Source organism: Sedimentibacter sp. (assembly GCF_038562225.1).
Taxonomy (GTDB): domain Bacteria; phylum Bacillota; class Clostridia; order Tissierellales; family Sedimentibacteraceae; genus Sedimentibacter.
Window position 1 is genome coordinate 241897 of the sequence record NZ_JBCFAS010000001.1, and the last position, 25068, is coordinate 266964.

The window sequence follows — 25068 nt, forward strand, 5'->3', positions numbered from 1 at the left end:
GTCAAAAATTAGTAATATTTTGGTTTAAGACTGAAAAATTAAGACAACCATGAATTCCCATACAAAAGGTTCAGCTTTTTCAATATCTGAATGGTATTACAGTTGTAAATGGGGACAGCAAATGATAGAATATAAATGAAAACGAATTCAATTTAAACGTTGATGGAGGTATTATGGAGAAATATGATTTCAAGCTTGCAGTACTGGGCTTTGGCAATGTTGGCCAAGCTTTTGCCAAGCTTTTATTGGAAAAAAGGGAAGAAATAATACATAAGTTCGGGTGCCGTGTGAAGGTTGTTGCTATTTCCACGGGAAGCAGAGGATCTTTGGTGAACAGCTGCGGTATTGATTTGGAAAAGGCATGCATGGACATGGAAAGGTTGCAGCGATTCGATGAAAAAAGCATCGACTTTTCAAGAATGAACTCAATGGAAATTGCAAGAACGGTCGATTATGACGTCCTTGTGGAACTGACACCGCTTAAGATTTTTTCGGGGCAGCCTGCCATTGACCACATTGAAGCAGCTCTAATAAGGAAAAAGCACACCATCAGTGCCAACAAAGGACCCATAGCCTGGGCATACGACAGCCTTAAGGATTTGGCCGAAAAACAGGGAGTGAAATTTTATTTTGAAACGACCGTAATGGACGGAACACCTGTATTCAATCTTGTTGATGAAACATTAAAGCTGTGCAGAGTTACGGAAGTTAAAGGAATATTGAATTCAACAACAAATTTTGTGCTGGAGGAACTAGCTAAAGGGAAGAGCTATGATGATGTCATAAGCGAAGGAAAGAAACGAGGATTTGTGGAAGCCGACCCGTCCATGGACATCGAAGGGTGGGATGCGGCTGCAAAAACAGCTGCTTTACTGAATGTTCTGATGGGAGCCGGTATAACACCGTGCGATGTTGAAAGAAAAGGAATAGAGGACATAGCACTGGAACAAATAAAGGAAGCGGATGCAAGAGGCAACGTCATAAAACTTGTATGTGCAGGAACAATTGAAAATGGAAAGGTTAAAGCATCAGTAAGTCCTAAGGAGCTTCCTAAGGGAACTCTGTTTGCAGGTATTTCTGGTACAACTTCAGTGGTAAGCATAACAACCGATCTGATGGGTACAATTTCTGTCGTGGAACATGATCCTGAAATCCAGCAGACTGGATATGGAGTTTTCAGTGACCTCTTAAGGGTTATAACAAATACTCAGCATTAAGAGCAGTGCTGTAAATTCAAAAAGGGATAGACGTTTGCTGTATCCCTTTTTGAATTAAGTATCATATAGGTTCTTCCCACCAGCCAAAGGCAATGCTTCCTGAAGCTAATCTTGCGGGTGTCTGCGGGTTTGAAAGCATTATCATGAACGATCCGCCAGGGGGGAATATGAACTTGCCCTGCTCGTCGTCAAGCATGGTTACTCCGGGCTGTCCTCTCCTGATAAAGGCAAGCACACCGCCCAGGGGTAATCCACGGACGCTGCTGCCGTACTGCAGTTTGACCTGCGGAGCTGGAAGAGGAACAATTGCCGTATTGGCAGGCGTTACATTTGATGATTCCTGAGCTAAGCCGGGTGGTGTACTGTTAAACCACATCTGAGCTGTATACGAAGTTTGTGAAATGTCGCTGACAGTCCAAACGGTTACGTGAAGGTTCACACTGGAATTTTCCGGATTGTAAAGGCGAGCCCATGTGTTGGTTCCTTCGCCAAAGGGCAGATAATCTGCGTATCCCAGGAAATACTTACCTTCCAGAGACTTTGCAAGGTTAATGGGAACATCCACCGCATACTGCATTTCCTTATGGCTAATTACTGTGTTGCCTGTATTTTCAGGAATGTTGTTCAATAACCGGCTGTTCCTGCTGTAGAACATGTTGGAATTATAAATATCGTTTGATTTTTGATTCTTTCCATTGAGGTAGTTATTCATATTCACTCCATCCTTTAAAAGGTATGGTACAGTATATGTATTGGAAAACACAATGGTGAATTGGTCAATAATTTGAGGATTGCCTAAGTTTTATATGATTTCTTTAAGCTTGTTAAGCTGTTCCACAACCAATGAGGAATTTTCCTCTAAAATACCAAGAAGACGCTCAGCTTCAACAAAGTTGCTGCTGTTGTATGCCTTGATGGCTTCCTTTGCAGCTTCATGAATTTTGGAATGAGGTCCTTCAATTTTTGTCAGGATCTGAGACACCCCTTTTTGTTCTTTGTCCAAAGTCTGAAGCCATTTTCCCAGTCTGCATACGTGATGGTTTCCTACCGTTTCAATTTCAATATTTATATTTCCAAGTATCATGTTGTATACTTTCCATTTCCACATAAGGTGGTCAGTTTTGGATAGCTCAATCATAACTGCATTGTCCACTTTCTTTCTGGAGTTTAAAGCTTTTATCCTTATGTTGTCCAGCGATTGTGATATGTCAAAGAAAGCTTTACCTGTCCTTGCTGCTTCTTTTTTCAGATTCATTGACTTATTGTTTATGGCCATAATGCTGTTGGTCATTTCCTGTGTGGCCGCAGATTGTTCTTCAACATTGGCGGAAATGTTAGTAAAGCTGTCACCAACAGAACAGATTCCGCTGTTGATTGATTTTATGCCGCTAACAGCATCATCCATCTGTTTTTTTGACGTGTTGAAGGAATGTATAACCTTGTCGACTTCTGCAGATGTGTCAGATATCTTGATGTTTAAATTATCAACTATTTCCTGTATATGACCGACTTGCTGTCTTGTGTTTTCGGCAAGCTTCTTAATTTCATCCGCCACAACAGCAAATCCTCTTCCGTGCTGGCCTACTCGGGCAGCTTCGATGGATGCGTTCAAGGCCAGAAGATTTGTCTGGCTTGCCACATCATTTATCACATTTACAATCTTGTTGATTTTTTCTGCTTCGGAGGTTACTTCATCCATCACTGACTTTACTCTGTAGGTTTGATTAATGCTTTCTTCAAGAGATGTGAATGTGCAGTTTATAATCTCCAGGTTTGTTTCGGTGCTGGTTATGGTGCTATTCATGGTTGTGGTGGATTTCTGAACATATTCAGAAATGTCTGCTGTGGCAGCATTCAGTTCCTCGCTGCTTGATGCCAGACTTTCAACCATTTCCATTTGCTGGTTTGCATCTACTATCATTTCCTTAACGTAATCAAGACTTGTCATATATTGCAGCAATTCATTAACGCCAGAAAGCGTCATTATGTCGCAAGACTCATCTTCTTTTATTTTTTCTGCTGCAGCTTCAATATCTGCTGGGTTTTTACTTCCTTTATTTCTCCTAATAAACATAATTCCTCCATATATTTGCTATCTGCTTGCCAGTTTTTCAACAATTAAGTTATCGTACTTTATTGTAAGAAATTAAGCATTTGGTAAAAATTTGCATAAAAACCGTTATTTATTCCAGTTGAAAGCAGTTGTCAGATTCAAAACTGAAAAAAGAGCTGCACCTTTCTTCGTGCAGCTCCTAAAAGTAAATAATCTTAATCCTTTTTCTGCCATGAGCCATCAGCTGTGCAGATGTAATCTCCGTCTTGGTTTTTGATTACAGAACCCACAGCATGACTCTGATTGTTGAATACACAAAATGTATTGTCGGCAGCAGTGCCTACAGGCCTCTTTGAAACTGACTTGACTTCGTTGGGTTGTGTTATCACATTGACAAAAATGTTGTTTCTTTCATTATGATTTATCATGGTATCAATCCTTTCACAATTTAGCGACAGTAAGACACGCTTCGTTTAAAAATTAAATATAATTAATTATATTCCTTAATATTATTGCTGCATTTCATGACTATATTACCTGCAAAAAAATGATTTTATGAATAAAGCAAGCACAAATTTTATAATATGCCATAATTGGATAACTGGATTAATATCGGAAAAGTTCATTTTAAGTCTCAAAAAACTGCCATTTGACAACTTTATTTATTAATGTTATAATCAACCTACGTTAATGGTGGGTGATTAAAATGGCTGAAAATACAAAAAATATTGCAAGCAATAGAAAAGCATATCATGAATATTTCATCGAAGAAAAGTATGAAGCAGGGATTGTTCTTGTGGGAACTGAGGTTAAGTCCATAAGACAGGGCAAGGTTAACCTGAAGGACAGTTTTGTGAATATTAAAGATGGTGAAGCTTACGTGTACAACATGCATATAAGCCCTTACGAAAAGGGAAACATATACAACGTTGACCCGCTAAGGCCCAGAAAACTTCTGCTGAACAAACGTGAAATAAGAAAGATGCTTGGGCTTGCAACACTGAAAGGATATTCACTCATACCGTTAAGCTTATATCTCAAAAATGGTCGTGTAAAAATGGAACTGGCTGTAGCCAAAGGCAAGAAAAATTATGACAAGCGTCAGGATATTGCCAAGAAGGATGCAGAAAGAAGAATCCAAAGACAGGACGATTGACATTTACGGGGGCGTAAATGGTTTCGACGGGGATATAGAAGGAAGATAAGCGAGTCGTTGTCGCCAAACAACGCAAAAAGTGGCAACTAAAATTAAACGCAAAAGAAAACAATAACTTAGCATTCGCAGCGTAAGCTGCTAGCTTGTTCCACTTAGCCGGCCTGTAGGCTATACTGGGGCATCATCTAAATCAGGGAACTGCTTGAGGGGGCTTCGACCTTAAGTTGAGCAATCGAAGATAGCCGATACTATAGCCTGACGATAGGCGATAGTAGAGGCGAAACAAAAATTATCGTCTGCACTCGGAGAAAGTCTTGTGGAAATATTTTCGGACGTGGGTTCGACTCCCACCGCCTCCATCAAGTATTGACTAACCCCATATGTACGAGCGATAGCGAAGTACAGATGGATGGTAGGGTCAACCGCAACGAGCACCAAATTTATGTGAGCGAAAGCGAACAGATAAATTTGTATGCGAGACTGCGCAAATGCGGCTGGAGCCGCAATGAACGGTGAACAATGAATAATGAACAACTAAATATGACAGCTAAGTTAGCCGCATATTTGTACTGTTCAATGTTCATTGTTCATTTTTAATTATTACATAAATCTAATCTAAGTTTAGAGTACAAAGAAAGACACCATATAAGGTATTTAATCATACTGTTAATATTTTGGAAATTTCCAAAACAGTCATATATAAGTTGTAAAACAATACAATTAGTAATATGGGCAGCAATGACCAAATGAAAGTATTTGGACGCTTTTTCATTTGTGGAGCTAATAGCGTAACCGACCGGTTTATTTAGGTCGGTTTTTTATTATATATATTCTTTTTGAAAGGAGGCTAGGACGAAAAATTGTTTGCATTAAAGCGACTTCACAGCTTAAATAATAAGTTGCTTGTCAAAAATTATTTTATAAGGTAGGGAGAAAAAATGAAACAAACAAAAATTTCTTGGTTAAAAATTTTTGAAGTTACACTTTTATTATTGCTTTTTGCATCTCCGGTCATTGCTGCAGCAACCGAAGGTTCGTCTGCCGTCAATCGTACACCCTTTCAATTTCCTTTAACAAATATGTATAAGGAAATAACAACAGAATCAGAATTTTACACATACATACTTAATTCTGTATCCGGCAGTGTCAGCGTTGATGGTAATATATCTGAAGTTTCCGGCAAAGAATCCTTTATGGCGGAATATGTGGTTCCTGCCAGCGGACATCCTGCCGGTACAATTTATGCATGGTTGATGAATGACCAGGAAAACCTGTATGTAACTTTTGATGTAACTCCTGACAATACCATGGATGGCAACGAAGATTATGTTAAAGTATATATAAAAACAAATGATGTTGTTAAGGTTTTTAAAGTTTCACTTTTAAATTCAGTATGGGGTATGCCGGGCTTCATCACTACCGAACGAGCCAATTATGACCATAAGGTTTATGAACTGAAGATTCCATTCAGTGAGATGGGTCTGGCTGATGATCAGAACAAAATTCAAATAGCTTTTTCTGCTTACGGCACAATGGCAGCACCCATACCTGTAAGTTTTAAAACACCTGATGAGTACTACTCAGGCGGTATACCACTGGGCATTGCTACCGGTCATTTTAACAATGACGATTATCTTGATATAGTCGCTGTCAATGCCAATGAGAGCAATTTATCTGTTTTGCCCAATAACGGTGATGGGACTTTTGCAGCTCGTGTTGTTTCAGCTGCCGGTTACTCCCCACATTCTGTTATAGCTTGTAATTTGAACGGGGATAATTTGGATGATCTTGTCATCAGTGGCAGCGGAGGAACTTACGCATTTGTATCCATCGGAAACTTTAATTTTTCTCCATTGATTCCATGTGGTTCAGGGTATTCTTCTGCTGTAGGAGATTTTGACAATGACGGGGATAACGATGTAGCAACGACAGATTGGAACCAGGACAAAATTTTTATCTATTCGAACAACGGGGAAGGAATCTTCACTGAAGCACAGTCAATATCCACATCGAATTATCCTCAGGCAATCTTTGCAGAAGATATCAATAATGATGGAAAACAGGATTTGATAGTTGTTTTTGGAGACCGCTTTGACGTCAGTACCATGGAGATCCGTTTTGGTGACGGTTCCGGCCATTTTCCAGATCTACCATCCAGGATAATAATGGACATCGGTGAAATTATCGGAGGGGGCATGCGTTATTCAGCCGGTGGTGCTACTGCAGCCGATTTCAATGATGACGGGAATATAGATATAGCGTTCCTGTATTTTGATGATATGCTGAATTTTTCTGAATACGAAGAATATGCATCCGTACTGCTTGGTGACGGCACAGGAAATTTTGCAACAAGCGGCAGTTGGAGTAATTTCCTTCTAAATCTCGGACCAATTGACTCTGTTGCAGGCGACTTCAATAATGATGGCTATATGGATTTGACAGCAGCCAACAGGTACAGCAAAAACATTTCTATTCTTGCTAATAGCTGGAATCACACACTGTTCCCTAAACAGGATTTTAGTCTCAACAATCAGCCATGTAATCTTGCCACAGGAGATTTTAATGATGACGGGATGTTGGATATAGCTATGACAAATTGTGATAATGGAAATGTATTAGTTCTCATCAACAGTACCGGCAATAGCAGCACACCATATAGCTATACTGTAACCTTCAATAAAAACGGCGGTGATACGGATGCAATTCCGGCTGCGATTGAAGTGGAAGAACCTGCGTCTTCAGTGGGCAGTCTGCCTGAGCAGCCTACGAGAACAGATTATACTTTCGCTGATTGGTGGACCGGCAATGGTATTGCAGATGACGGAATAGGAGTGGATGGCGAAGATGGCTGGGGAACAGCATTTTTAGCTAATACAACAGTTGACGACGACATAACTGTATATGCCAAATGGGTAATAAAACCAGCAGATTCAACTATTGATCCCACTTATGCAAGTTTTGACAAATACAGTGGTTCATCTAATTATAAGGATATTGCGGTAACCATAACTGCACAAAGCACTACAATGAGTGCTATCAAAAACGGTGATATAGTGCTTGTGGATGGAACAGATTATTCAGTAAGCAAAAGCACAGTAACCATAAACAAATCCTATCTGGAGCAGCAGGCTACCGGAAGCATAACCTTAACCTTCGACTTTAGCGAAGGAGCAGACCAAGACCTTATTATAACAGTATATGACAGCACCCCTTCATCAAGCGGGGGAGGAAGTCATTACACTCCATTAACTGTTACCTGGTCTAATCTGCCTGAAGGTACTCCCGGGAAGGCATTCTCACATAAGTTCTTAGCGTCGGGAGGAACCCGGCCGTATAAGTTTAAGGTAACTGGCGGCTCACTTCCAAAGGGTTTAAGCCTGGCGGAGGACGGCACCTTCAACGGTACGCCGATACTGCCCGGTACTTACAAATTTACGATTACAGTTACAGACAACAAAGGAAAAAACGCCAGCCGGGAATTTAAACATATAATCAAATTGGGGCCAAACCAGACACTGATTACTCTTACTGTAAACAGCACTCAGGCTACTATTGATGGTCAGCCATACACGCTGGATGCCGCGCCTTATATTGAAGCAAGTACTAACCGTACCCAAATCGGTATCCGCTTTGTAAGCGAGGCGCTGGGCGCAAATGTTCAGTGGCTGCACGATTCCGGACAGGTAAAAATAACAGACAGAGATAGGGAGCTGGTACTCAATATAGGCAAAAAAGAAGCTATTGTGAACGGAAAGAGCGTTAACCTTGACAGTGAATCTGTAATACTGCCGCCCGGCAGAACCTTTGTTCCTTTACGCTTTATCAGTGAGACATTGGGAGCAATAGTAGACTATGATGAGGTTAGCATGATAATCACTATTATACGGTAGTTGGTTTCTGACGGTTATTTGAAGCAGCAGTATAAATAGAATAGAAAATGAAACTGAACGATGGCCGGAAATTTATACTGTCAGAAAAATCTGCAAATACTCGTAATATATAAGTTGCTATGAAAAATATAAAGTGATAAAAAATAAGCAGCGCCTGGATATCATATAGAGATACCAGGCGCTACTTATTTTCTTGGATACCCATTCAAAACCTCTCGGTAATGATTCAACATTCATTTAATTAATTACTACCCTACCAGCATCTTTACTCTTGTGTGGTTTAGCCGCTTTATATAATCTAACTGTTAACGGGTTAGACCACGATTCAACCAATACAACTGGTAATTGTGCTGACTCTGTTAGAACTATAGAAAATGATGTTGTATGATATGTATACCCGATGGTTATATCTTTAAACATAAATTTGAAATTTTTTTTTAAACAAATTTTCGAAAATGTTTGCCTGTTCCTCAATATTAGAATATTCATTATGCTATTTACTTTGGATTAATCAATGGTTATAATTAATCAAGCAAATAACGGAGGTTGAAGCATGTATATGAAAAAATATCCGTGCGTTTATATGCGCGGCGGCACAAGCAAGGCAGTTTTCTTTCATGAAAAGGATTTGCCGGCAGATAAAGAGGTTTGGGATGACATATTTTTAAAGGTAATGGGAACACCGGATGTCAAACAAATTGACGGAATGGGCGGAACTGTATCATCAACCAGCAAAATAGCCATAATTTCACCTTCGGATGTAAAAGGCGTTGACGTTAACTATACATTCAGGCAAGTTGACATAGTAATTCCCAATGTAGACGGCAGTGCAAACTGCGGAAATATTTCTTCGGCTGTGGGACCTTTTGCCATTGACGAAGGTTTGGTAAAGGCAGTGGAACCTGTAACAGTTGTACGTGTACTAAACACCAATACAAATAAGATAATAGAAGAGCATGTTCGCGTAAAAGACGGCAAAGCAATGGTACATGGGGATGAAGTCATTAAGGGAGTGCCAGGCACTGGTTCAAGAATAGATATGTATTTTGAAAATCCAGCAGGAGCAGCAACAAGCAAATTATTTCCGACCGGAAACAAAAAAGATACATTTGAAGTACCGGATTTCGGACCCATTGAGGTTTCAGTAATCGATTGTTCAAATCCAATTGTGTTCATAAGAGCCGATGATTTGGGCATAAGAGGTACTGAGCTGACAGAACTTAACAGCAATAAAGACGTTATGGAACACATAGAGCGAATACGCTGCATAGGTGCTCAAAAATGCGGATTCGTAAAAGAGTGGGAACAGGCAAGGACAGAATCTACATCCATCCCTAAAGTTTCTATCGTATCCAAACCGCAGGATTATACAGACATGGACAACAATCAAGTAAAGGCAGAACATATGGATATATGCTGCAGAGCTGTTTCTGTGGGAAAAATTCACAAAGCTTATCCCATGACGGTAGCAGTCGGGACCGGAGCTGCTGCAAGAATCCCTGGGACAATTGTGAGTGAGGCTGCAAATTTAGACAGCGACCAGGATATCATAAGAATCGGACATTCAAGCGGTATAACTCAAGTTGATATTAAAATGAATGGGGAAACAGTGATTAAAGGCGGAGTAACAAGAACAGCAAGAAGAATAATGGACGGCTATGTATATATAAGGGATTAAGATAGAAAAATATTGCTTGCCGGAAGCCTAATTCATATAAAGAAACAGGCATTAATAAATGATAATAAAAATATGGAAAATTTTAATGGAGGGCTTTAAAAAAATAACTCTCATAATAATGGGCAGCGCCACATAATTTGAGAGTTATTTGGTTGTTACCTCTTGTTTTCAAATTCCTTTTTTAACTGATTGTCGTTGTGATTGTCTTTTTTGCTGTCATCCAGATTGTTGCTGTCGCGGTTAACAAAATGATTGAAATTAACGCGAGAGTCGGTTGAAGAAAATATACCGTTGCATGAGCCGTTGAATTTGTCCATGCCGTTACCTTTTCCGGTATTGTGCCTTCCGTTGCCTTTGCTCATATTTGCCTCCTCACAGTTAAATAATTTAAAAACATAATATATATTTTCCAAAAATCAGATTTTTCATCAAGAAATTTAAAGTCCTGATTATTCTAAAATGACATAATTATGTTAGTAAGCAAAATAGTTGAACTTGTTACATATATTATTAATTCGCAAGCCAAGAAATACAAATGAAATTTAATTTGCATTTTTCGCTTTTTTTGTTATTATTAAAATATAGAAAATTATGCAAAATCAGCAAAAAACATTAGCTTTAAATTCAGAGGAGAAAACATGTTCAATACCAATATAAAAAAATTATTTTCTGATACAATTTACCTGGCTGTAGGATGCTTCATCACCGCATTTTCAGTTAACTATATACTTAAACCCAACGGTCTCATTACCAGCGGCATAACAGGTCTTGCCATTGTACTGGAAAAATACCTTCATGTAAATTACACATATATCTACTATGCAGTCACTCTAGTAATATTGTTAATAACCTATGCATTGCTGGGAAAGAAGGAAATCATGAAAATTATTTTTCTTTCTGTCTTGTATCCCACGGTTCTGCTGGCAATGCAAAACTTTGAATTCAAGTTCGTAGAAAATGACCTGCTTCTTGCATCCATTTACTTTTCAATTTTTTACGGAATCGGCGTTGGAATGATTCTTAGGAAGGGTTTTTCATTTGGCGGCACTGACACCATTGCAAGATTACTGAATAAGAAGGCTTTCCCGTCAATAAATGTCAGCTACATAATGCTTGTGCTGGACGGCTGCGTAATACTAATTGCAGCCTTTGCCTTCGGAAGAAACATAGCGCTATATTCAATCATAAGCCAGCTTATTACAACCAAGGTATGCGACTACATAATGTTTGGCTTTGGCACAAAGCTGTACAAGCTTGAAATAATCAGCAGCGAGTATGAAAAAATCAGCAGATTCATTATGCTGGAGCTGGGACGTGGAGTAACTCTCTTTAAAATAAAGGGATGCTACACAAATGAAGAAAAAATTCAGATTGAATCAGTTTGTTCGCCCAATCAGGCAGTGATGATACAAAAGTTCATAAGACAAAACGATGGAGCAGCATTCGTAAAGGTACTGCCTGTAGTTAATGTCTGGGGAAAGGGAGTAAGATTCATAGACATAAGTTCAGAGGATAACAATTAAGGATATATACAATAAAATTACGATCCGCAGTCGAAAAAAGAGAGTGCTTCCCTTGAAGTTTCAATAAACACTTTCTCCAGTGAAGACAGCGGATTTTTTTTTGAATATATGAGAACAAAATCGCGTACAGAACTGTCGTCATGAAGCTGATAGTACATGATACCGGGTTTGTGAGAAGAAGTCAGCATGTGCGAAAGAAAACTTATTCCCATACCCAGGGCCACATAGTTTCTGAGTGTTTCCATGTTCTGACTTTCCATTATGACATTTGGCGAAAAACCTGCATTTTCGCATAGTGCTTCTGCCTTAATTCTAAGCTTCATGTTTTGTTTAAGCAGCATGAAAGGTTCATCTGAAAGCACTGCAAGATTTTCCACGTAAGGCCAGCGTCCGTTGGGTGAAAGCTTAAGTCTGCCGCAGAGATAGGGGTTGTCTGGTACACAAAGCAGTATCTTTTCGTTAAACATGTGACAGCTTTTAACACGGTCAGAGGTAATGGGCAGCGGAATAAATGCAAAATCAAGATCGCCGCCATCTACCATGGCTTCCAGGTGATCCGATGATTCCTCCGTAATCTCAATTTTGATTCCAGGATAGTTTTCTTTCAGGGCAGGAATGAGGACAGGAAAAATAAATGAGCCGTAAAATTGTGACGTTCCTACACGTATGGTTCCAAAATTGGACTGGGAAATGTTCTGCATCTTTTTTTTGAGCTTTTCGGCAGCATCCAGTATTTCATCCGCATCCCCAAGAAACACCTTTCCTGCAGAGGTCAGAGATACGGACAGGTTGTCACGGTCAAAAAGTCTTACACCAAGCTCGGATTCAAGGCGGCTGATGGCCTGGCTGAGCGTGGGCTGGCTTATAAAAAGTTCTGCTGCTGCCTTTGAAAAGCTTTTGTGTCTCGCAATTGTCGAAACATATAACAAATCTTTCAGTCTCATAACTCATCCTTTATAGCTAAAATTTATAGCTGTATTATATATGGATATTGTACAAAAATCAATAAATACTATATAATCACACCATAGAAACAAGTATAATTTTCAAAATTTGAATTTGCACAAATGTTTGCAGCGAAATTCATGATTGTTGCAGGCTATAGCTCAAATTGTATATAAGGATGTAAAATGAAAAAATTTGCTTATGTGGGCTGCAGAACAACAAAAGACAGAAATGCAAGAGGAAGAGGACTAAAGGTCTACAGCATTGATGAGGAAGACAACTGGGAAGAGATTCAGCTGGTGGAGAATGTTATCAATCCATCCTATCTGTGTTTTGACAAGAACAAGGAGTATCTTTACACGGTACACGGAGACATAAGTTCTGTAAGCTCCTTTAAAATCTGCAAAGATTCAGGAAAACTTGAATATCTTAACACTGTTGATTCAGGAGGAAGGAATCCTGTTTTTATTACTGCGGACAAAAACAACCGCTACATCTATACAGCCATGCTGCAGGGTGGAGCCGTGTGCACACTGAAGAGAAATGAAGACGGCAGTCTGACAAATCCTGTATTCAAGGCAAACTTGCCGGGTAAGTCCAGAGACAGCGTGTCTCACGCCCACCAATGCCTGTGGGATAATAGCATGCAGTATTTGCTCGTTCCTGCTCAGGGAAGGCGATCAGGTTATTCACAGGTCAATGTTTTCAAAGCAAACGACGATGGTTCCCTGACGCTTGTTCACTGCCAAAAGGCAAGGGAGCATGATGAACCGAGACATGCAGTTATGAATGGCAGCAATCGCTATGCATATGTTGTAAATGAAAAAGGAAATTCGGTTACCTTTTATGAATTTAACGGCAGCAATGGCAGCCTTAAGCCTAAACAGACAAATTCCACACTGCCGGAAGACTACCGGGGAAAGGAGCAGGCCAGCGCCATACTTGTTCATCCCAATGACAGATTCCTGTATGTTTCAAACAGAATTCATGACAGCATCACAATATTTGCAATAGATGAATCAACAGGTTTCTTAAGTTTTTCCGGCAACACGCCAACTCTTGGAAAAACCCCTAGGTTTATGACATTTAACCAAAAAGGCACACAGCTGATTGCAGCCAATGAAGACAGCGACACCATAAATTTTTTTCATGTAAACCATGAAAATGGAAGTCTCACATTCACAGGAAAAACAATTGAAACTGAAAGCCCTGTGTGTGTGGTATTTGCAGATTAAAGAATAATTAATTCCAACTCACAAATAAAACAAATGAAGCGAGGATGAAATATGGGCAAGAACATGACGCGTAAAATAATTGAAAACCATTACGTTTTTGGAAGCATGAATGCAGGAGAGGAGGTTGCCATAAAAATAGACCAGACTCTCACACATGATGTTACGGGGACACCGGCATATCTGTCTTTTGAAACCCTGGGAATTCCAAAGGTGAAGACTGAGCGTTCCGTAAGTTATATAGACCATAACATGCTGTATGCAGACAACAAAAATCCCGATGACCACATTTATCTGCAGACCGTGGCAAATAAGTATGGAATTCACCTTTCAAAGGCAGGCAACGGAATATGCCATACAGTGCACTTTGAACGCTTCAGCCGTCCGGGAATCACTCTGTTGGGCTCTGACAGCCACACTCCTACCGGAGGAGCGGTTGGTGCACTGGCAATGGGAGCAGGGGGGCTGGACGTTGCCCTGGCAATGGCCGGAGAACCAACTTACCTTAAGATGCCTTACGTAGTTAACGTGATTCTGCACGGAAGACTTAGACCGGGAGTGTCCACGAAGGATGTCATTCTTGAAATGCTGAGAAAACAAACGGTTAAGGGAGGCATTGGAAAGGTCTATGAATACACCGGTGACGGTGTGGCAGCCATCAATGTAAGAGACCGTTCTACCATAACAAACATGGGCGCTGAGATGGGGGCTACCACATCAATATTTCCAAGCGATGAAACAGTGCACCAGTTCTTTATCAATGAGCAAAGAGAACACGAGTGGATACCCCTCGGACCAGACGATGATGCAGAATATGATGAGGTAATCCACATAGACCTGGACAAGATTGAACCGCTGGTTGCCATGCCTGACATGCCGGACAATGTAACCGAAGCAAGAAATCTAGGTGAAGTGAAAATAAACCAGGTCTTCCTGGGAAGCTGTACCAACGCTTCCTATACAGATTTTGCAAAAGCTGCGGCCATTATGGATGGAAAGATGACTCATCCGGATGTCAGTTTTGTTGTGGCTCCAGGAAGCCGTCAGATGTATCTGATGCTTTTAAGAGACGGAATAATAGGCAAGCTTGTTGCTTCGGGTGCCAGAATCATTGAGTGCGGATGCGGAGCCTGCTGCGGTATCGGACAAGCACCCAGCACAAACGGAGTATCCCTGCGCACATCAAACAGAAACTTCAAGGGCAGGGGAGGTCACCTGAATGCCAGCTTGTACCTGTCAAGCCCGGAAATTGCAGCAGCTTCAGCTATCAGGGGATATATAACAGACCCCAGGGATTTCATGGATGTTACAATTCTTGAAACTATAAAGGAACCGGATGACTTCATAGTTGACAACAGAATGATCATAGCCCCTGTCGAAGACGGATCAACCGTTGAGGTAGTTAGAGGTCCGAATATAAGACCGATGCCCATCAATGATCCTCTGCCCGAAACATTGAAGGCTAAAGTATCTGCAGTTCGCGGCGACAACATAACCACCGATGATATAACGCCTGCAAACGCGCAGTTTTCTGCACTTCGTTCAAACATTCCTGAAATCAGCAAATTCTGTTACGGACGAATTGATCCGGGATTCCACGACAGATGCAAGGAATTGGGAAAAAGCATCATCATCGGCGGAGAAAATTACGGTCAGGGTTCCAGCAGGGAGCATGCAGCAATCGCGCCAATGTACCTTGGAGTAAAGGCTGTCATAGCAAAATCCATGGCCCGAATACACAAAAACAATCTTGTAAATCACGGTGTTCTTCCGCTGTTGTTTGTGAATCCCTCAGATTATGGCAACATTGAAATGATGGATGAGCTTGTTGTTGAAAACATTGCAGAGCAAATAAGAAGCAGAAAGGTCACAGTAAAAAACATGACAAAAAATGTTTCATTCGAAGCAAAGGTTGACCTGACCGACAGAGAAACAGACATCATCATAGCAGGCGGACAGCTGTGTTATGTTGCAAACAAAAACAAATAAGGAGATTAGCATGGAAAACATAAGAACAGCCCAGGAAAAGCTGGCAGAACTAATCAAGACTGAGTATACGCGCATAGAGAGAATGAAAGCAGATAGCGAGATTACGGATTTTTCAAATCTGAACACAATTGTGGTTGGAATAATGCCGGGAGACGGCATCGGGCCAATCATCATGAAGGAGGCAATCAAGGTTTTGAATGTTTTGCTTGAAAAAGAAATTGCTTCCGGAAAAGTTGAACTTCGAATAATTGAAGGAATGACCATTGAGAACAGGGCAGCTAAGCTGCAGAGTCTTCCAGATGAGGTTTTTGAAGAAGTAAAACAGTGCAATGTTTTGCTGAAGGGGCCAATGGTAACTCCAAGAGAAGGAGATCCCTGGCCGAATCTCATAAGCGCCAACACGATGCTCAGAAGAGAGCTGGAATTGTTTGCTGCAGTGCGTCCAATAAAGATACCTGATAAAAACATAGACTGGACATTCTTCAGAGAGAACATTGAAGGCGAATACATCTGGGGCAACAAGGGTATCCAGGTTAACGAAGACCTGGCCATTGACTTCAAGGTTCAAACAAAGCAGGGCAGTGAAAGGATAGCCAGAGCAGCTTTTGAATACGCCCGCAAGAACAACAAGAAGAATGTTACGGTAGTTACAAAATCAAACATTGTAAAGCTAAGTGACGGTAATTTCGTTAAAGCTGTACGTCGGGTGGGTCTGGAATACCCTGAAATTGAGATTCAGGAAAAACTGGTTGATGCCATGTGTGCAAAGATGATGGACCATGAATTCACCAAAGGCTGTGAGGTGTTTGTTCTTCCAAATTTGTACGGAGATATTGTCACGGACGTAGCTGCTGAACTTCAGGGTGGACTTGGAACTGCATCATCATCAAACATAGGCAACAAGTATGCAATGTTTGAAGCCATCCACGGAACAGCTCCGTTCCTCATTTCACACGGAAGAGGCAATTATGCTGATCCCTGCAGCTTAATCAGGGCAGTGGGAATGCTTGCTGCACATATAGGTTACGGAGACAGAAAGGATCTTCTCGACAAGGCGCTGGACAAATGCACCATAACAGAAAGAAAGCTGGTTGTGACAACAGATAAGGACGGTGCCACAGCAGAAGAATTCGCAGATTACCTTCTGGAAACGCTTAAGCAAATGATGTAATATGACACCAAGAAATTAAAGAAGTTTAAAAATTTAATTAATTATCGGGGCACTCATTTTGAGTGCCTTTGTTATAGAACAAACACCATTTGCTTTGAATGAACATATTTTACTATGTACAAATTGCGTGAGTATGTTATATAATAATTTAATACTATAGTTGCAAGAAGGTTAGAAATGAAAAGAATTAAAGATGTTTTCAGCGATTATCAATCCGGAGACAACATAAATACTGCATTTGTAGAAGGGGTAGTTTTAAGCAAAAAGACAAAGACCCTGGAGATGAAAATAAGATCTGACAGGTATATTGAAATCAGGGAATTAGAAAATTTCAACAATTTCATGAAAAATAGATTCAACCTGGAAGATTCCAGGATTGTTGTCAGCTATGATGACGGAACCAATATGAAGCTTCTTGAGGATGAACTTAAGAATATTTTGTGCGTTCTGACTGATAAGTATCACGCCCTGAAGGCTGTACTGAACAACAGTGACTATGAAATTACTGACAAGGCCATCAATTTTAAATTTAATATTGCCGTTTCAAACTTCCTTAAAGGCATGGGCTACGACAAGAAAATACATGATGCAGTTAAGAAAATGTACGGTTCTTCCTACCAAATCAATTTTCTTGACAAGGTAAGCAGCGAAGAGTTCATCAAGCTGCAGGAAGAAGCTCTCACGAAAGAAATGCTGCAGATACAAAACGAAAACATGTCTGCGTCGCCCAACACTGCCGCCAGGACGCCAAAGAAGTCAGAAGAACCAAAATATGAAGCCAAGGCTAAGACAGAAGGCAAAAAGGATGACCCTGCACTTATAATGGGTAGAAGCTCCAAAATAAAGGACAGCATCATCAAAATTGCAGACATAACACCTGATGAGGGAAGAGTTGCGATTGAAGGAGAGATATCAAATATTGAGGCAAAGGGCTTAAAAAGCGGAAAGACTCTCATATCCTTCGACTTGTACGACGGTTCAAGCTCCATGACCTGTAAAGCTTTCTGCAAGGAAGGCGAAGACAATGATGTTCTCTCAAGGCTCATGAAAGCCAAGGGAGCTAGGGTAATCGGTAACTCCAGCTTCAGCAAATTTTCGGGAGAAATTGAGCTTTTGGCCAACATCATAACAGAGACGGAGGGCCTGAAAAAAAGCAAGAGAATGGACAATTCTGACACAAAGAGGGTTGAACTTCACATGCACACTCAGATGAGCCAGATGGATGCCATGACCGGTGCTGCGGATCTTATTAAGAGGGCTATGAGCTGGGGGATGAAATCCATTGCCATCACAGATCACGGAGTTGTGCAGTCTTTTCCTGAAGCCCATAAGCTTATTGGAAGGGACAATCCGGATATGAAGGTAATTTACGGCGTTGAGGCTTATCTTGCTCTGGATAAGAAACCATCAGTTACAAACCCGAGAGGCCAAATAATTGACGGTACTTTTTGCGTGCTTGACCTGGAAACCACGGGATTTTCTCCGGTTACTGAAAAAATCACAGAAATCGGCATAATGAAAATGGAGGGAGGTAAGGTAGTTGACGAGTTCAGCTGCTTTGTCAATCCACAGAAGCCTATTCCAGCAAGGGTGGTTGAAGTTACAAACATAACAGACGACATGGTAAAGGATGCAGAAACAATTGATAAGGTATTTCCTAAAATGCTTGAATTTATTCAAGGGAGTGTTCTTGTAGCTCACAACGCCGACTTTGACATAGGCTTCTTGAAACACAACGCAAAAGAACTGAATTATAGTTTTGATTTTACTTACGTTGACACTTTGTCCCTGGCTCACGAATTGTTCCCTGACTACAAGACATACAAGCTAGGCAGAATAGCAAAGAATCTGGGAATAAAGGTGGATGTAGCGCACAGAGCTCTGGACGACGTTGAAACCACCGTAAAGGTGTTCAATGTCATGCTGGACATGCTCAAACAAAGGGGAGTAATAAGCGTGGATGACATAAACTTATACGCTTCCGATGAAGAGTCTAAAAAACAGGAATTTAAAAAATTAAAAACGTATCATGCAATAATACTGGCCAAAAATTACACAGGCCTCAAAAATTTATACAAGCTGGTTTCTTATTCGCACCTGAATTATTTTCATAAGAAACCTCAGATATTGAAAAGCCTTTACAGAAAGCATTCCGATGGCTTGATGATCGGAAGTGCATGCAGCGAAGGAGAACTTTATCAGGCTATTTTGCTGGGTAAGTCCGAAGAGCAGATAGAGTCCATAGCCAAGGAGTACGACTACCTTGAAATACAGCCTCTGGGCAATAACGAGTACCTTGTAAGAAACGAACAGGTTCCAGACAGGGAATACCTTAAGGACATAAATAGAAAAATTGTTTCACTGGGCGAGAAGTTAAATAAGCCTGTAGTGGCAACGGGAGACGTGCACTTCATGGATCCGGAGGATGAAATTTACAGAAGAATTCTTGAAGCTGGACAGGGCTTCAAGGATGCTGATTACCAGGCTCCGTTGTATCTGAAGACCACAGAGGAAATGCTTAGAGAGTTTTCATATCTTGGACAGGAGAAAGCATATGAAGTTGTGGTAAGCAACACCAATATGATTGCAGAAATGTGCGAACAGATAAGTCCAATTTCACCGGAAAAATGTCCTCCTCACATTGAGGGCTGTGAACAGACCATTAAGGATATTGCCTTTAGCAAGGCACATGAACTTTACGGGAATCCTCTGCCGGAAATTGTGCAGAAAAGGCTTGATAAGGAACTGGATTCAATAATAAAAAACGGCTTTTCCGTTATGTATATAATAGCTCAGAAGCTGGTTTGGAAATCAAACGAGGATGGATACCTGGTAGGATCAAGAGGCTCCGTAGGTTCATCCGTTGTGGCTTACATGACGGGAATAACGGAGGTTAATGCCCTGCCGCCCCATTACAGATGTCCAGCCTGCAAATATTCGGATTTTACTGATTACGGATACAACATAGGATTTGACCTGCCTGACAGGATATGCCCGGAATGCGGCGAAAAGCTCACCAAGGACGGCATCGACATACCCTTTGAAACGTTCCTGGGGTTCAACGGAGACAAGGAACCTGATATAGACCTTAACTTTTCCGGGGAATATCAGGCGAAGGCACACAGGTATACTGAAGTTATATTTGGCAAGGGAACCACCTTTAAGGCCGGAACCATAGGCACCATTGCAGATAAAACAGCCTTCGGTTATGTCAAAAAATATTACGAAGAAAAAAATATAACTGTAAATAAGGCAGAAATCATAAGGATAGCAAAAGGCTGCACAGGAATAAAAAGAACAACCGGTCAGCACCCGGGAGGTATAATAGTTGTGCCCAAGGGAAGGGAAATTTATGAATTTTGTCCTGTTCAGCACCCTGCAGACGACCCTGATTCTGACATCATTACTACGCATTTCGATTACCACTCCATAGACCAGAACCTTCTGAAGCTGGATATACTGGGCCATGACGACCCTACGGTAATCAGAATGCTGCAGGATATAACAGGAGTTGATCCGAAGACCATTCCCATGGATGACAAGGAGACCATGTCGCTGTTTTCATCCACCAAATCTCTTGGAGTTACGCCAGGGCAGATAAACTCTAAGGTAGGAACATTCGGAGTTCCTGAATTCGGAACGAAATTCGTAAGGGGAATGCTTCTTGACACTATGCCAAAGACATTCATGGACTTAATATGTATATCAGGTCTTTCACACGGAACTGACGTGTGGCTGGGCAATGCCAAGGATCTCATTGATTCAAGAACTGTTTCCACCATAAGTGAGGCTGTCTGCACAAGAGATGATATCATGGTGTACCTTATTAAAAAAGGGTTGCCGCCGAACTCAGCCTTCAAGATAATGGAAACGGTCCGTAAGGGAAAAGCTCTGAAGGATTCAAAGTGGCCGGAATATGAGGAGCTCATGAGACAGAATGATGTGCCGGAGTGGTACATCGATTCATGCAAGAAAATAAAGTACATGTTCCCTAAGGCACATGCTGCCGCATATGTTATGATGGCATTCAGAATAGCTTGGTTCAAAGTTCACATACCAATGGCGTACTACTCTGCATATTTTTCCATAAGAGCAAAGGCCTTCGATGCTGAGTTCATGATAAACGGAAAAGAGGTAGTTAAGCAAAAAATTAAAGAAATTGAAGAGCTGGGCAACCAGGCAGCCAATAAGGACAAGGATATGTACGATGATCTGGAGCTGGTATTGGAAATGTATGAAAGAGGGTTCAGGTTTCTTCCCATTGACCTTTACAAATCCCATTCGGTGAAGTTTGTTGTTGAGGAAGACGGCATAAGACCTCCTCTTAACAGCATATCCGGCATGGGCGGTGTTGCGGCGGAAGGAATATATAATGCAGTGCACGGTGAAGAGGAGATAAAATCCATGGATGACTTAAAAAAGAGAGCAAAAATTGGAAATGCAGCAATAGAACTGCTTAAAAAGTTCGGATGTCTGAAGGGAATTCCGGAAAGCGACCAGCTGAGTCTTCTGGATGTAATATAAAAATTAATAATAATAAGGAAAAAGTATGAGTAAAAGAAATGATTATATAGGATGGGATGATTACTTTATGGGGCTGGCACTTTTGTCGGCAAAAAGGAGCAAGGATCCGTCATCACAGGTTGGTGCATGCATTGTAGACAGCAGGACAAACAGGATTTTAAGCGTAGGCTACAACGGATTTCCAAGATACTGCTCCGATGACGAGTATCCCTGGTCCAGAGAAGGCGAATCTATGGACACAAAGTACTTCTATGTTGTCCATGCCGAGCTAAACGCCATTCTAAACAGCAGAGGCGCCAACCTTGAAGGAAGCAGGATTTACACCACACTATTTCCTTGCAACGAATGCGCTAAGGCAATAATACAGTCAGGAATCAAGGAAATTGTGTACCTGAGCGACAAGTATGAAGACACAGACATAGTGAAGGCATCTAAAAGGATGCTTACCAGTGCGGGAGTCAGCTTCACGAAATTTGAAACGGACATTGATTTGTTGACACTGAATTTTAAATAGAACACTTAAAAGCAGACGAACAGAGAGTTCGTCTGTTTTTTCGCATGTGCATTTACATCAATGTTTCAGTTGAGCTAAAATGGGTACTTAATATCTGAATCGGAAACAGTATGTACAATATTTCTATGAATGCATAAGTTAAAACTTGCAAGCAATAATATAAAGAAGCAATGATGATAGTTTCATAAGCATTGTTTCAATAAAAATAATAAGGAGGATATTATGAACTCAGTAATGGCCATTAAAGTCAACGGAAGAATGTCTAAGGCTCCGAATCTGCAGGAGGTGCTTACAAAGTACGGCTGCAATATAACAACAAGAGTAGGCTTTCATGAAACAGGCGAGGATAATTGCTCGGTGGATGGAATCATAATACTTCAGCTATGCGGCAACGATTCTGACATACAAAATTTATACAATGACATTAATGAACTTGAGGGAATAACGCCTAAATTCATAGAATTTTAACGAATTGGCTGGAGGCAGAACATTTAAATTCCACAGGCAGTATTAACAAGGAGGACATATGAAACCATCCATCAATCCAAACATTTCCCTTATAGGAGTTGCGATAGACCTGGGGGCAGGGACTCCTGGAGTAAGCCTTGGGCCATATGCAATAAGATATGCCGGAGTACAGGAAAAACTGGAGGGTATAGGGTACAACGTCAGGGATGAAGGGGATATTGCAGCCAATAAGCCTTTGAGTCCTGTAACAGATGGAATAAAACTAAAAAACCTTGACGAGGTAGTGAGGGTGAATACACAGTTATGCAATGCAGTTTCCAAAGTCATGGATGAAGGCAGGTTCCCGCTAGTTATGGGCGGTGACCACAGCATTGCCATAGGAACTATTGCAGGTGTATTGCAACACAAGAAAAATCTTGGCGTCATATGGTTTGATGCTCACGGAGACATAAACACCGAGGAAACTTCACCTTCAGGTAATATTCACGGCATGCCCGTAGCTGTCCTTTTAGGGCTAGGACACGAAAGTCTGACTGACATAGGAGGTACTGATAAAAAGCTTAGGGCAGACAAAATTGTGTTCATAGGATGCAGGGATTTGGATGCAGGTGAAAGAAAGATGCTTAAAGAAATGGGAATAACCGTTTTTACCATGCATGAGGTTGACCGTATGGGAATGACTGCTGTTATTGAAAAAGCAATTGAGATAGCCGAAGACGGCACCGACGGCATTCATGTAAGTTTCGATATGGACAGCATGGATCCTGTTTATGCGCAGGGAACAGGCACAAGAGTTCCTGGTGGTCTTACGTACCGTGAAAGCCATCTGGCACTTGAAATGATATCACTTTCAGGGAAACTTGTGAGCGCTGAATTTGTTGAGGTAAACCCCATTATAGACAATAACAACCAGACTGCCAAAACAGCAGTGGGACTCATGGGGTCACTTATGGGAGAATGGCTCTTATAGCACAATTCAATCGTGGATTCTGGCAGATTTTCTGCCAGTTATTTTTTTGAATTAAAATGGAAAATTTGTTTTTACAAGTCATAATTACTAATATAGGCAATAAAAAATCATATTTTTTTATTGTTATGAAACTTTACATAATCCGATAAGTATAGTATAATAAAAAATTAGTGGGTAATATTTTTATCTGATTCAGTCCACGTATGTTGCTCTAAATTTTATTGAAAGAGTGATTTATTATCTAGGAGGAAGATTATGAAAAAAGGATTAATAATTGTGTTGGTTTTTGTGCTTTCTTTCGGTTTCTTACAAGTAGCTACAAATTTAACTTCACAAGGAGAAACATTAACGGCAACAGCTAAAGGCTTTGGTGGTGATGTTACTGTCACATTGATTGTAGACGGTGATGATATAGTATCTGTGACTGCAGCGGGACCAAGTGAGACACAGGGAATTGGTTCAAATGCAATTGACCAGCTTCCAGCAAAAATAGCAGAAGCAGATTCAGCAGATGTTGACTCAGTTTCAGGAGCAACTTTAACAAGTAATGCAATTAAACAAGCAGTTAGGACTGCATTGGGCATAGAAAGCGCTGAACAGCCGGCAGAAGAACCTGTTAAGGAAACTTCTGCACAACCTATTCCGGAAGGAGCTCTCACAGCTACAGCAAAAGGATTTGGCGGAGACGTTACAGTATATGTAGTTGTTGATGGTGATGACATAGTATCAGTTACTGCAAAGGGTGACAGCGAAACTCAGGGTATAGGCTCAAATGCAATCGACCAGCTTCCTGCTAAGATAGCAGAAGCAGATTCAACTGAAGTTGACGGAGTATCAGGAGCTACAGTAACAAGCAATGCAATTAAAAAAGCAGTTGAAGAAGCATTGGCAAGTGCCGGTACAAGCAGTGAGGCAACAGAAGGAGCTCTCACGGCAACAGCTAAAGGATTTGGCGGAGACGTTACAGTAACTGTAGTAGTTGAAGGCGATAACATAGTATCAGTTACTGCAAAGGGTGACAGCGAAACTCAGGGTATAGGTTCAAATGCAATCGAGCAGCTTCCAGCAAAAATAGCAGAAGCAGATTCAGTTGATGTAGACGGAGTATCAGGGGCAACAATAACAAGCAATGCAATCAAGGAAGCTGTTAAGGCAGCCTTGGAAGCACAGTAAAATACGTAATGAAGCAAAGCTCCCAAACAGTCCAGGCTGTTTGGGAGCCTTATTTATTCTTCTGTTATTTCTTCATTTACCACCAGAACAGGGCATGGAGCATCTGAAATTACACGTTGGGTTACTGAACCCAGGAAAAAACGTTTAAATTTAGAGAAGCCTCTCCTACCAATAACAATCAAATCACACATGCAGTCTTCTGCATATTTTAAAATCTCTTCAGAAGGATTTCCAACCAGAACTTTTTTTTCATAACTTATATCCGACAAATCCAATGCGGACAACATATTTCCCAACATAAGAGTCTGATCTTTAATCATGGCTTCATTCAGATTCTGAAAATTAACAGAATATCCATACCCTGTTTCAGAACCGCTTCCCATAATTTCTAATCGCTTAACGACAGACACAAAAATAATTTCTCCATTGTTCAGCTTGGCATCTTCGACAGCTTTTCGTGCTGCATTTAAAGAAGCTGCAGAGCCGTCAATTGGAACAAGTATTCTTTTCAATTTAATTCCTCCTAATATATATTTAATATGCGAAGATTAACTTTAGGAAATAA

General features: G+C 40.8%; 19 protein-coding genes, 1 other RNA gene and 1 riboswitch. Of the genes, 14 read left to right on the forward strand and 6 right to left on the reverse strand.

All coding sequences use genetic code 11. The annotated features are described in order from the left end of the window. Positions 1-173: 173 nt before the first annotated feature. Positions 174-1217, forward strand: coding sequence for a hypothetical protein (locus AAGU76_RS01130; RefSeq protein WP_342483593.1), 1044 nt, complete (start codon positions 174-176; stop codon positions 1215-1217). A gap of 61 nt (positions 1218-1278) precedes the next feature. On the opposite strand, the gene AAGU76_RS01135 is transcribed toward AAGU76_RS01130, so the two are convergent. The 3 genes from AAGU76_RS01135 to AAGU76_RS01145 all read right to left on the reverse strand — a co-directional run bounded on the left by AAGU76_RS01135 (position 1279) and on the right by AAGU76_RS01145 (position 3698). After that, complete coding sequence (locus AAGU76_RS01135) at positions 1279-1929, reverse strand: DUF6143 family protein (protein ID WP_342483594.1); 651 nt, start codon at positions 1927-1929, stop codon at positions 1279-1281. Positions 1930-2019: 90 nt separating this feature from the next. Next, a complete protein-coding gene (locus tag AAGU76_RS01140; RefSeq protein ID WP_342483595.1) occupies positions 2020-3291 on the reverse strand; it encodes a methyl-accepting chemotaxis protein in 1272 nt (423 codons plus the stop codon). Between the two features lie 194 nt (positions 3292-3485). Continuing rightward, positions 3486-3698, reverse strand: a complete 213-nt coding sequence (locus AAGU76_RS01145; RefSeq protein ID WP_342483596.1) for a hypothetical protein — start codon at positions 3696-3698, stop codon at positions 3486-3488. A 278-nt stretch (positions 3699-3976) separates the two neighbouring features. On the opposite strand from AAGU76_RS01145, the gene smpB reads away from it, so the two are divergent. From smpB to AAGU76_RS01165, 4 genes are all read left to right on the forward strand, one after another. Then, entirely contained in the window at positions 3977-4426 is a 450-nt protein-coding gene (smpB, locus tag AAGU76_RS01150) for an SsrA-binding protein SmpB (RefSeq protein ID WP_342483597.1), read from the forward strand. A 7-nt stretch (positions 4427-4433) separates the two neighbouring features. Continuing rightward, positions 4434-4788, forward strand: a transfer-messenger RNA (tmRNA) gene (ssrA, locus tag AAGU76_RS01155). Between the two features lie 360 nt (positions 4789-5148). Beyond that, positions 5149-5233: riboswitch (cyclic di-GMP riboswitch) on the forward strand. A gap of 131 nt (positions 5234-5364) precedes the next feature. Next, complete coding sequence (locus tag AAGU76_RS01160) at positions 5365-8316, forward strand: FG-GAP-like repeat-containing protein (protein WP_342483598.1); 2952 nt, start codon at positions 5365-5367, stop codon at positions 8314-8316. Between the two features lie 553 nt (positions 8317-8869). Beyond that, the gene (locus AAGU76_RS01165) at positions 8870-9994 is read left to right on the forward strand and encodes a PrpF domain-containing protein (protein ID WP_342483599.1); all 1125 of its coding nucleotides are present in this window, start codon (positions 8870-8872) and stop codon (positions 9992-9994) included. Between the two features lie 155 nt (positions 9995-10149). On the opposite strand, the gene AAGU76_RS01170 is transcribed toward AAGU76_RS01165, so the two are convergent. Further along, on the reverse strand, positions 10150-10356 hold the full coding sequence (locus AAGU76_RS01170) for a hypothetical protein (RefSeq protein ID WP_342483600.1): 207 nt from the start codon (positions 10354-10356) through the stop codon (positions 10150-10152). A 276-nt stretch (positions 10357-10632) separates the two neighbouring features. Between AAGU76_RS01170 and AAGU76_RS01175 the strand changes: the two genes are divergently transcribed. Next, complete coding sequence (locus AAGU76_RS01175) at positions 10633-11517, forward strand: YitT family protein (RefSeq protein ID WP_342483601.1); 885 nt, start codon at positions 10633-10635, stop codon at positions 11515-11517. Positions 11518-11534: 17 nt separating this feature from the next. Here the strand turns inward: AAGU76_RS01175 and AAGU76_RS01180 are convergent, their stop codons facing one another. Next, positions 11535-12461, reverse strand: coding sequence for a LysR family transcriptional regulator (locus AAGU76_RS01180; RefSeq protein ID WP_342483602.1), 927 nt, complete (start codon positions 12459-12461; stop codon positions 11535-11537). Positions 12462-12647: 186 nt separating this feature from the next. Between AAGU76_RS01180 and AAGU76_RS01185 the strand changes: the two genes are divergently transcribed. The 8 genes from AAGU76_RS01185 to AAGU76_RS01220 all read left to right on the forward strand — a co-directional run bounded on the left by AAGU76_RS01185 (position 12648) and on the right by AAGU76_RS01220 (position 24503). Continuing rightward, complete coding sequence (locus AAGU76_RS01185) at positions 12648-13697, forward strand: lactonase family protein (RefSeq protein WP_342483603.1); 1050 nt, start codon at positions 12648-12650, stop codon at positions 13695-13697. A 51-nt stretch (positions 13698-13748) separates the two neighbouring features. Next, positions 13749-15683, forward strand: coding sequence for an aconitate hydratase (locus AAGU76_RS01190; protein WP_342483604.1), 1935 nt, complete (start codon positions 13749-13751; stop codon positions 15681-15683). A 10-nt stretch (positions 15684-15693) separates the two neighbouring features. Continuing rightward, positions 15694-16854 carry an isocitrate/isopropylmalate family dehydrogenase gene (locus AAGU76_RS01195; RefSeq protein ID WP_342483605.1) on the forward strand — a complete coding sequence of 387 codons (1161 nt, stop codon included), beginning with the start codon at positions 15694-15696 and terminating at the stop codon, positions 16852-16854. A gap of 177 nt (positions 16855-17031) precedes the next feature. Then, positions 17032-21378, forward strand: a complete 4347-nt coding sequence (polC, locus tag AAGU76_RS01200; protein ID WP_342483606.1) for a DNA polymerase III subunit alpha — start codon at positions 17032-17034, stop codon at positions 21376-21378. 25 nt (positions 21379-21403) lie between these two features. Continuing rightward, complete coding sequence (locus AAGU76_RS01205; RefSeq protein WP_342483607.1) at positions 21404-21892, forward strand: dCMP deaminase family protein; 489 nt, start codon at positions 21404-21406, stop codon at positions 21890-21892. A 222-nt stretch (positions 21893-22114) separates the two neighbouring features. Beyond that, a complete protein-coding gene (locus AAGU76_RS01210) occupies positions 22115-22360 on the forward strand; it encodes a hypothetical protein (RefSeq protein ID WP_342483608.1) in 246 nt (81 codons plus the stop codon). 58 nt (positions 22361-22418) lie between these two features. After that, on the forward strand, positions 22419-23330 hold the full coding sequence (gene rocF, locus AAGU76_RS01215; RefSeq protein WP_342483609.1) for an arginase: 912 nt from the start codon (positions 22419-22421) through the stop codon (positions 23328-23330). Between the two features lie 255 nt (positions 23331-23585). Further along, positions 23586-24503, forward strand: coding sequence for an FMN-binding protein (locus tag AAGU76_RS01220; protein ID WP_342483610.1), 918 nt, complete (start codon positions 23586-23588; stop codon positions 24501-24503). A gap of 53 nt (positions 24504-24556) precedes the next feature. Here AAGU76_RS01220 and AAGU76_RS01225 read toward each other — a convergent pair whose 3' ends face one another. Next, on the reverse strand, positions 24557-25015 hold the full coding sequence (locus AAGU76_RS01225) for a universal stress protein (RefSeq protein WP_342483611.1): 459 nt from the start codon (positions 25013-25015) through the stop codon (positions 24557-24559). Positions 25016-25068: the final 53 nt, after the last annotated feature.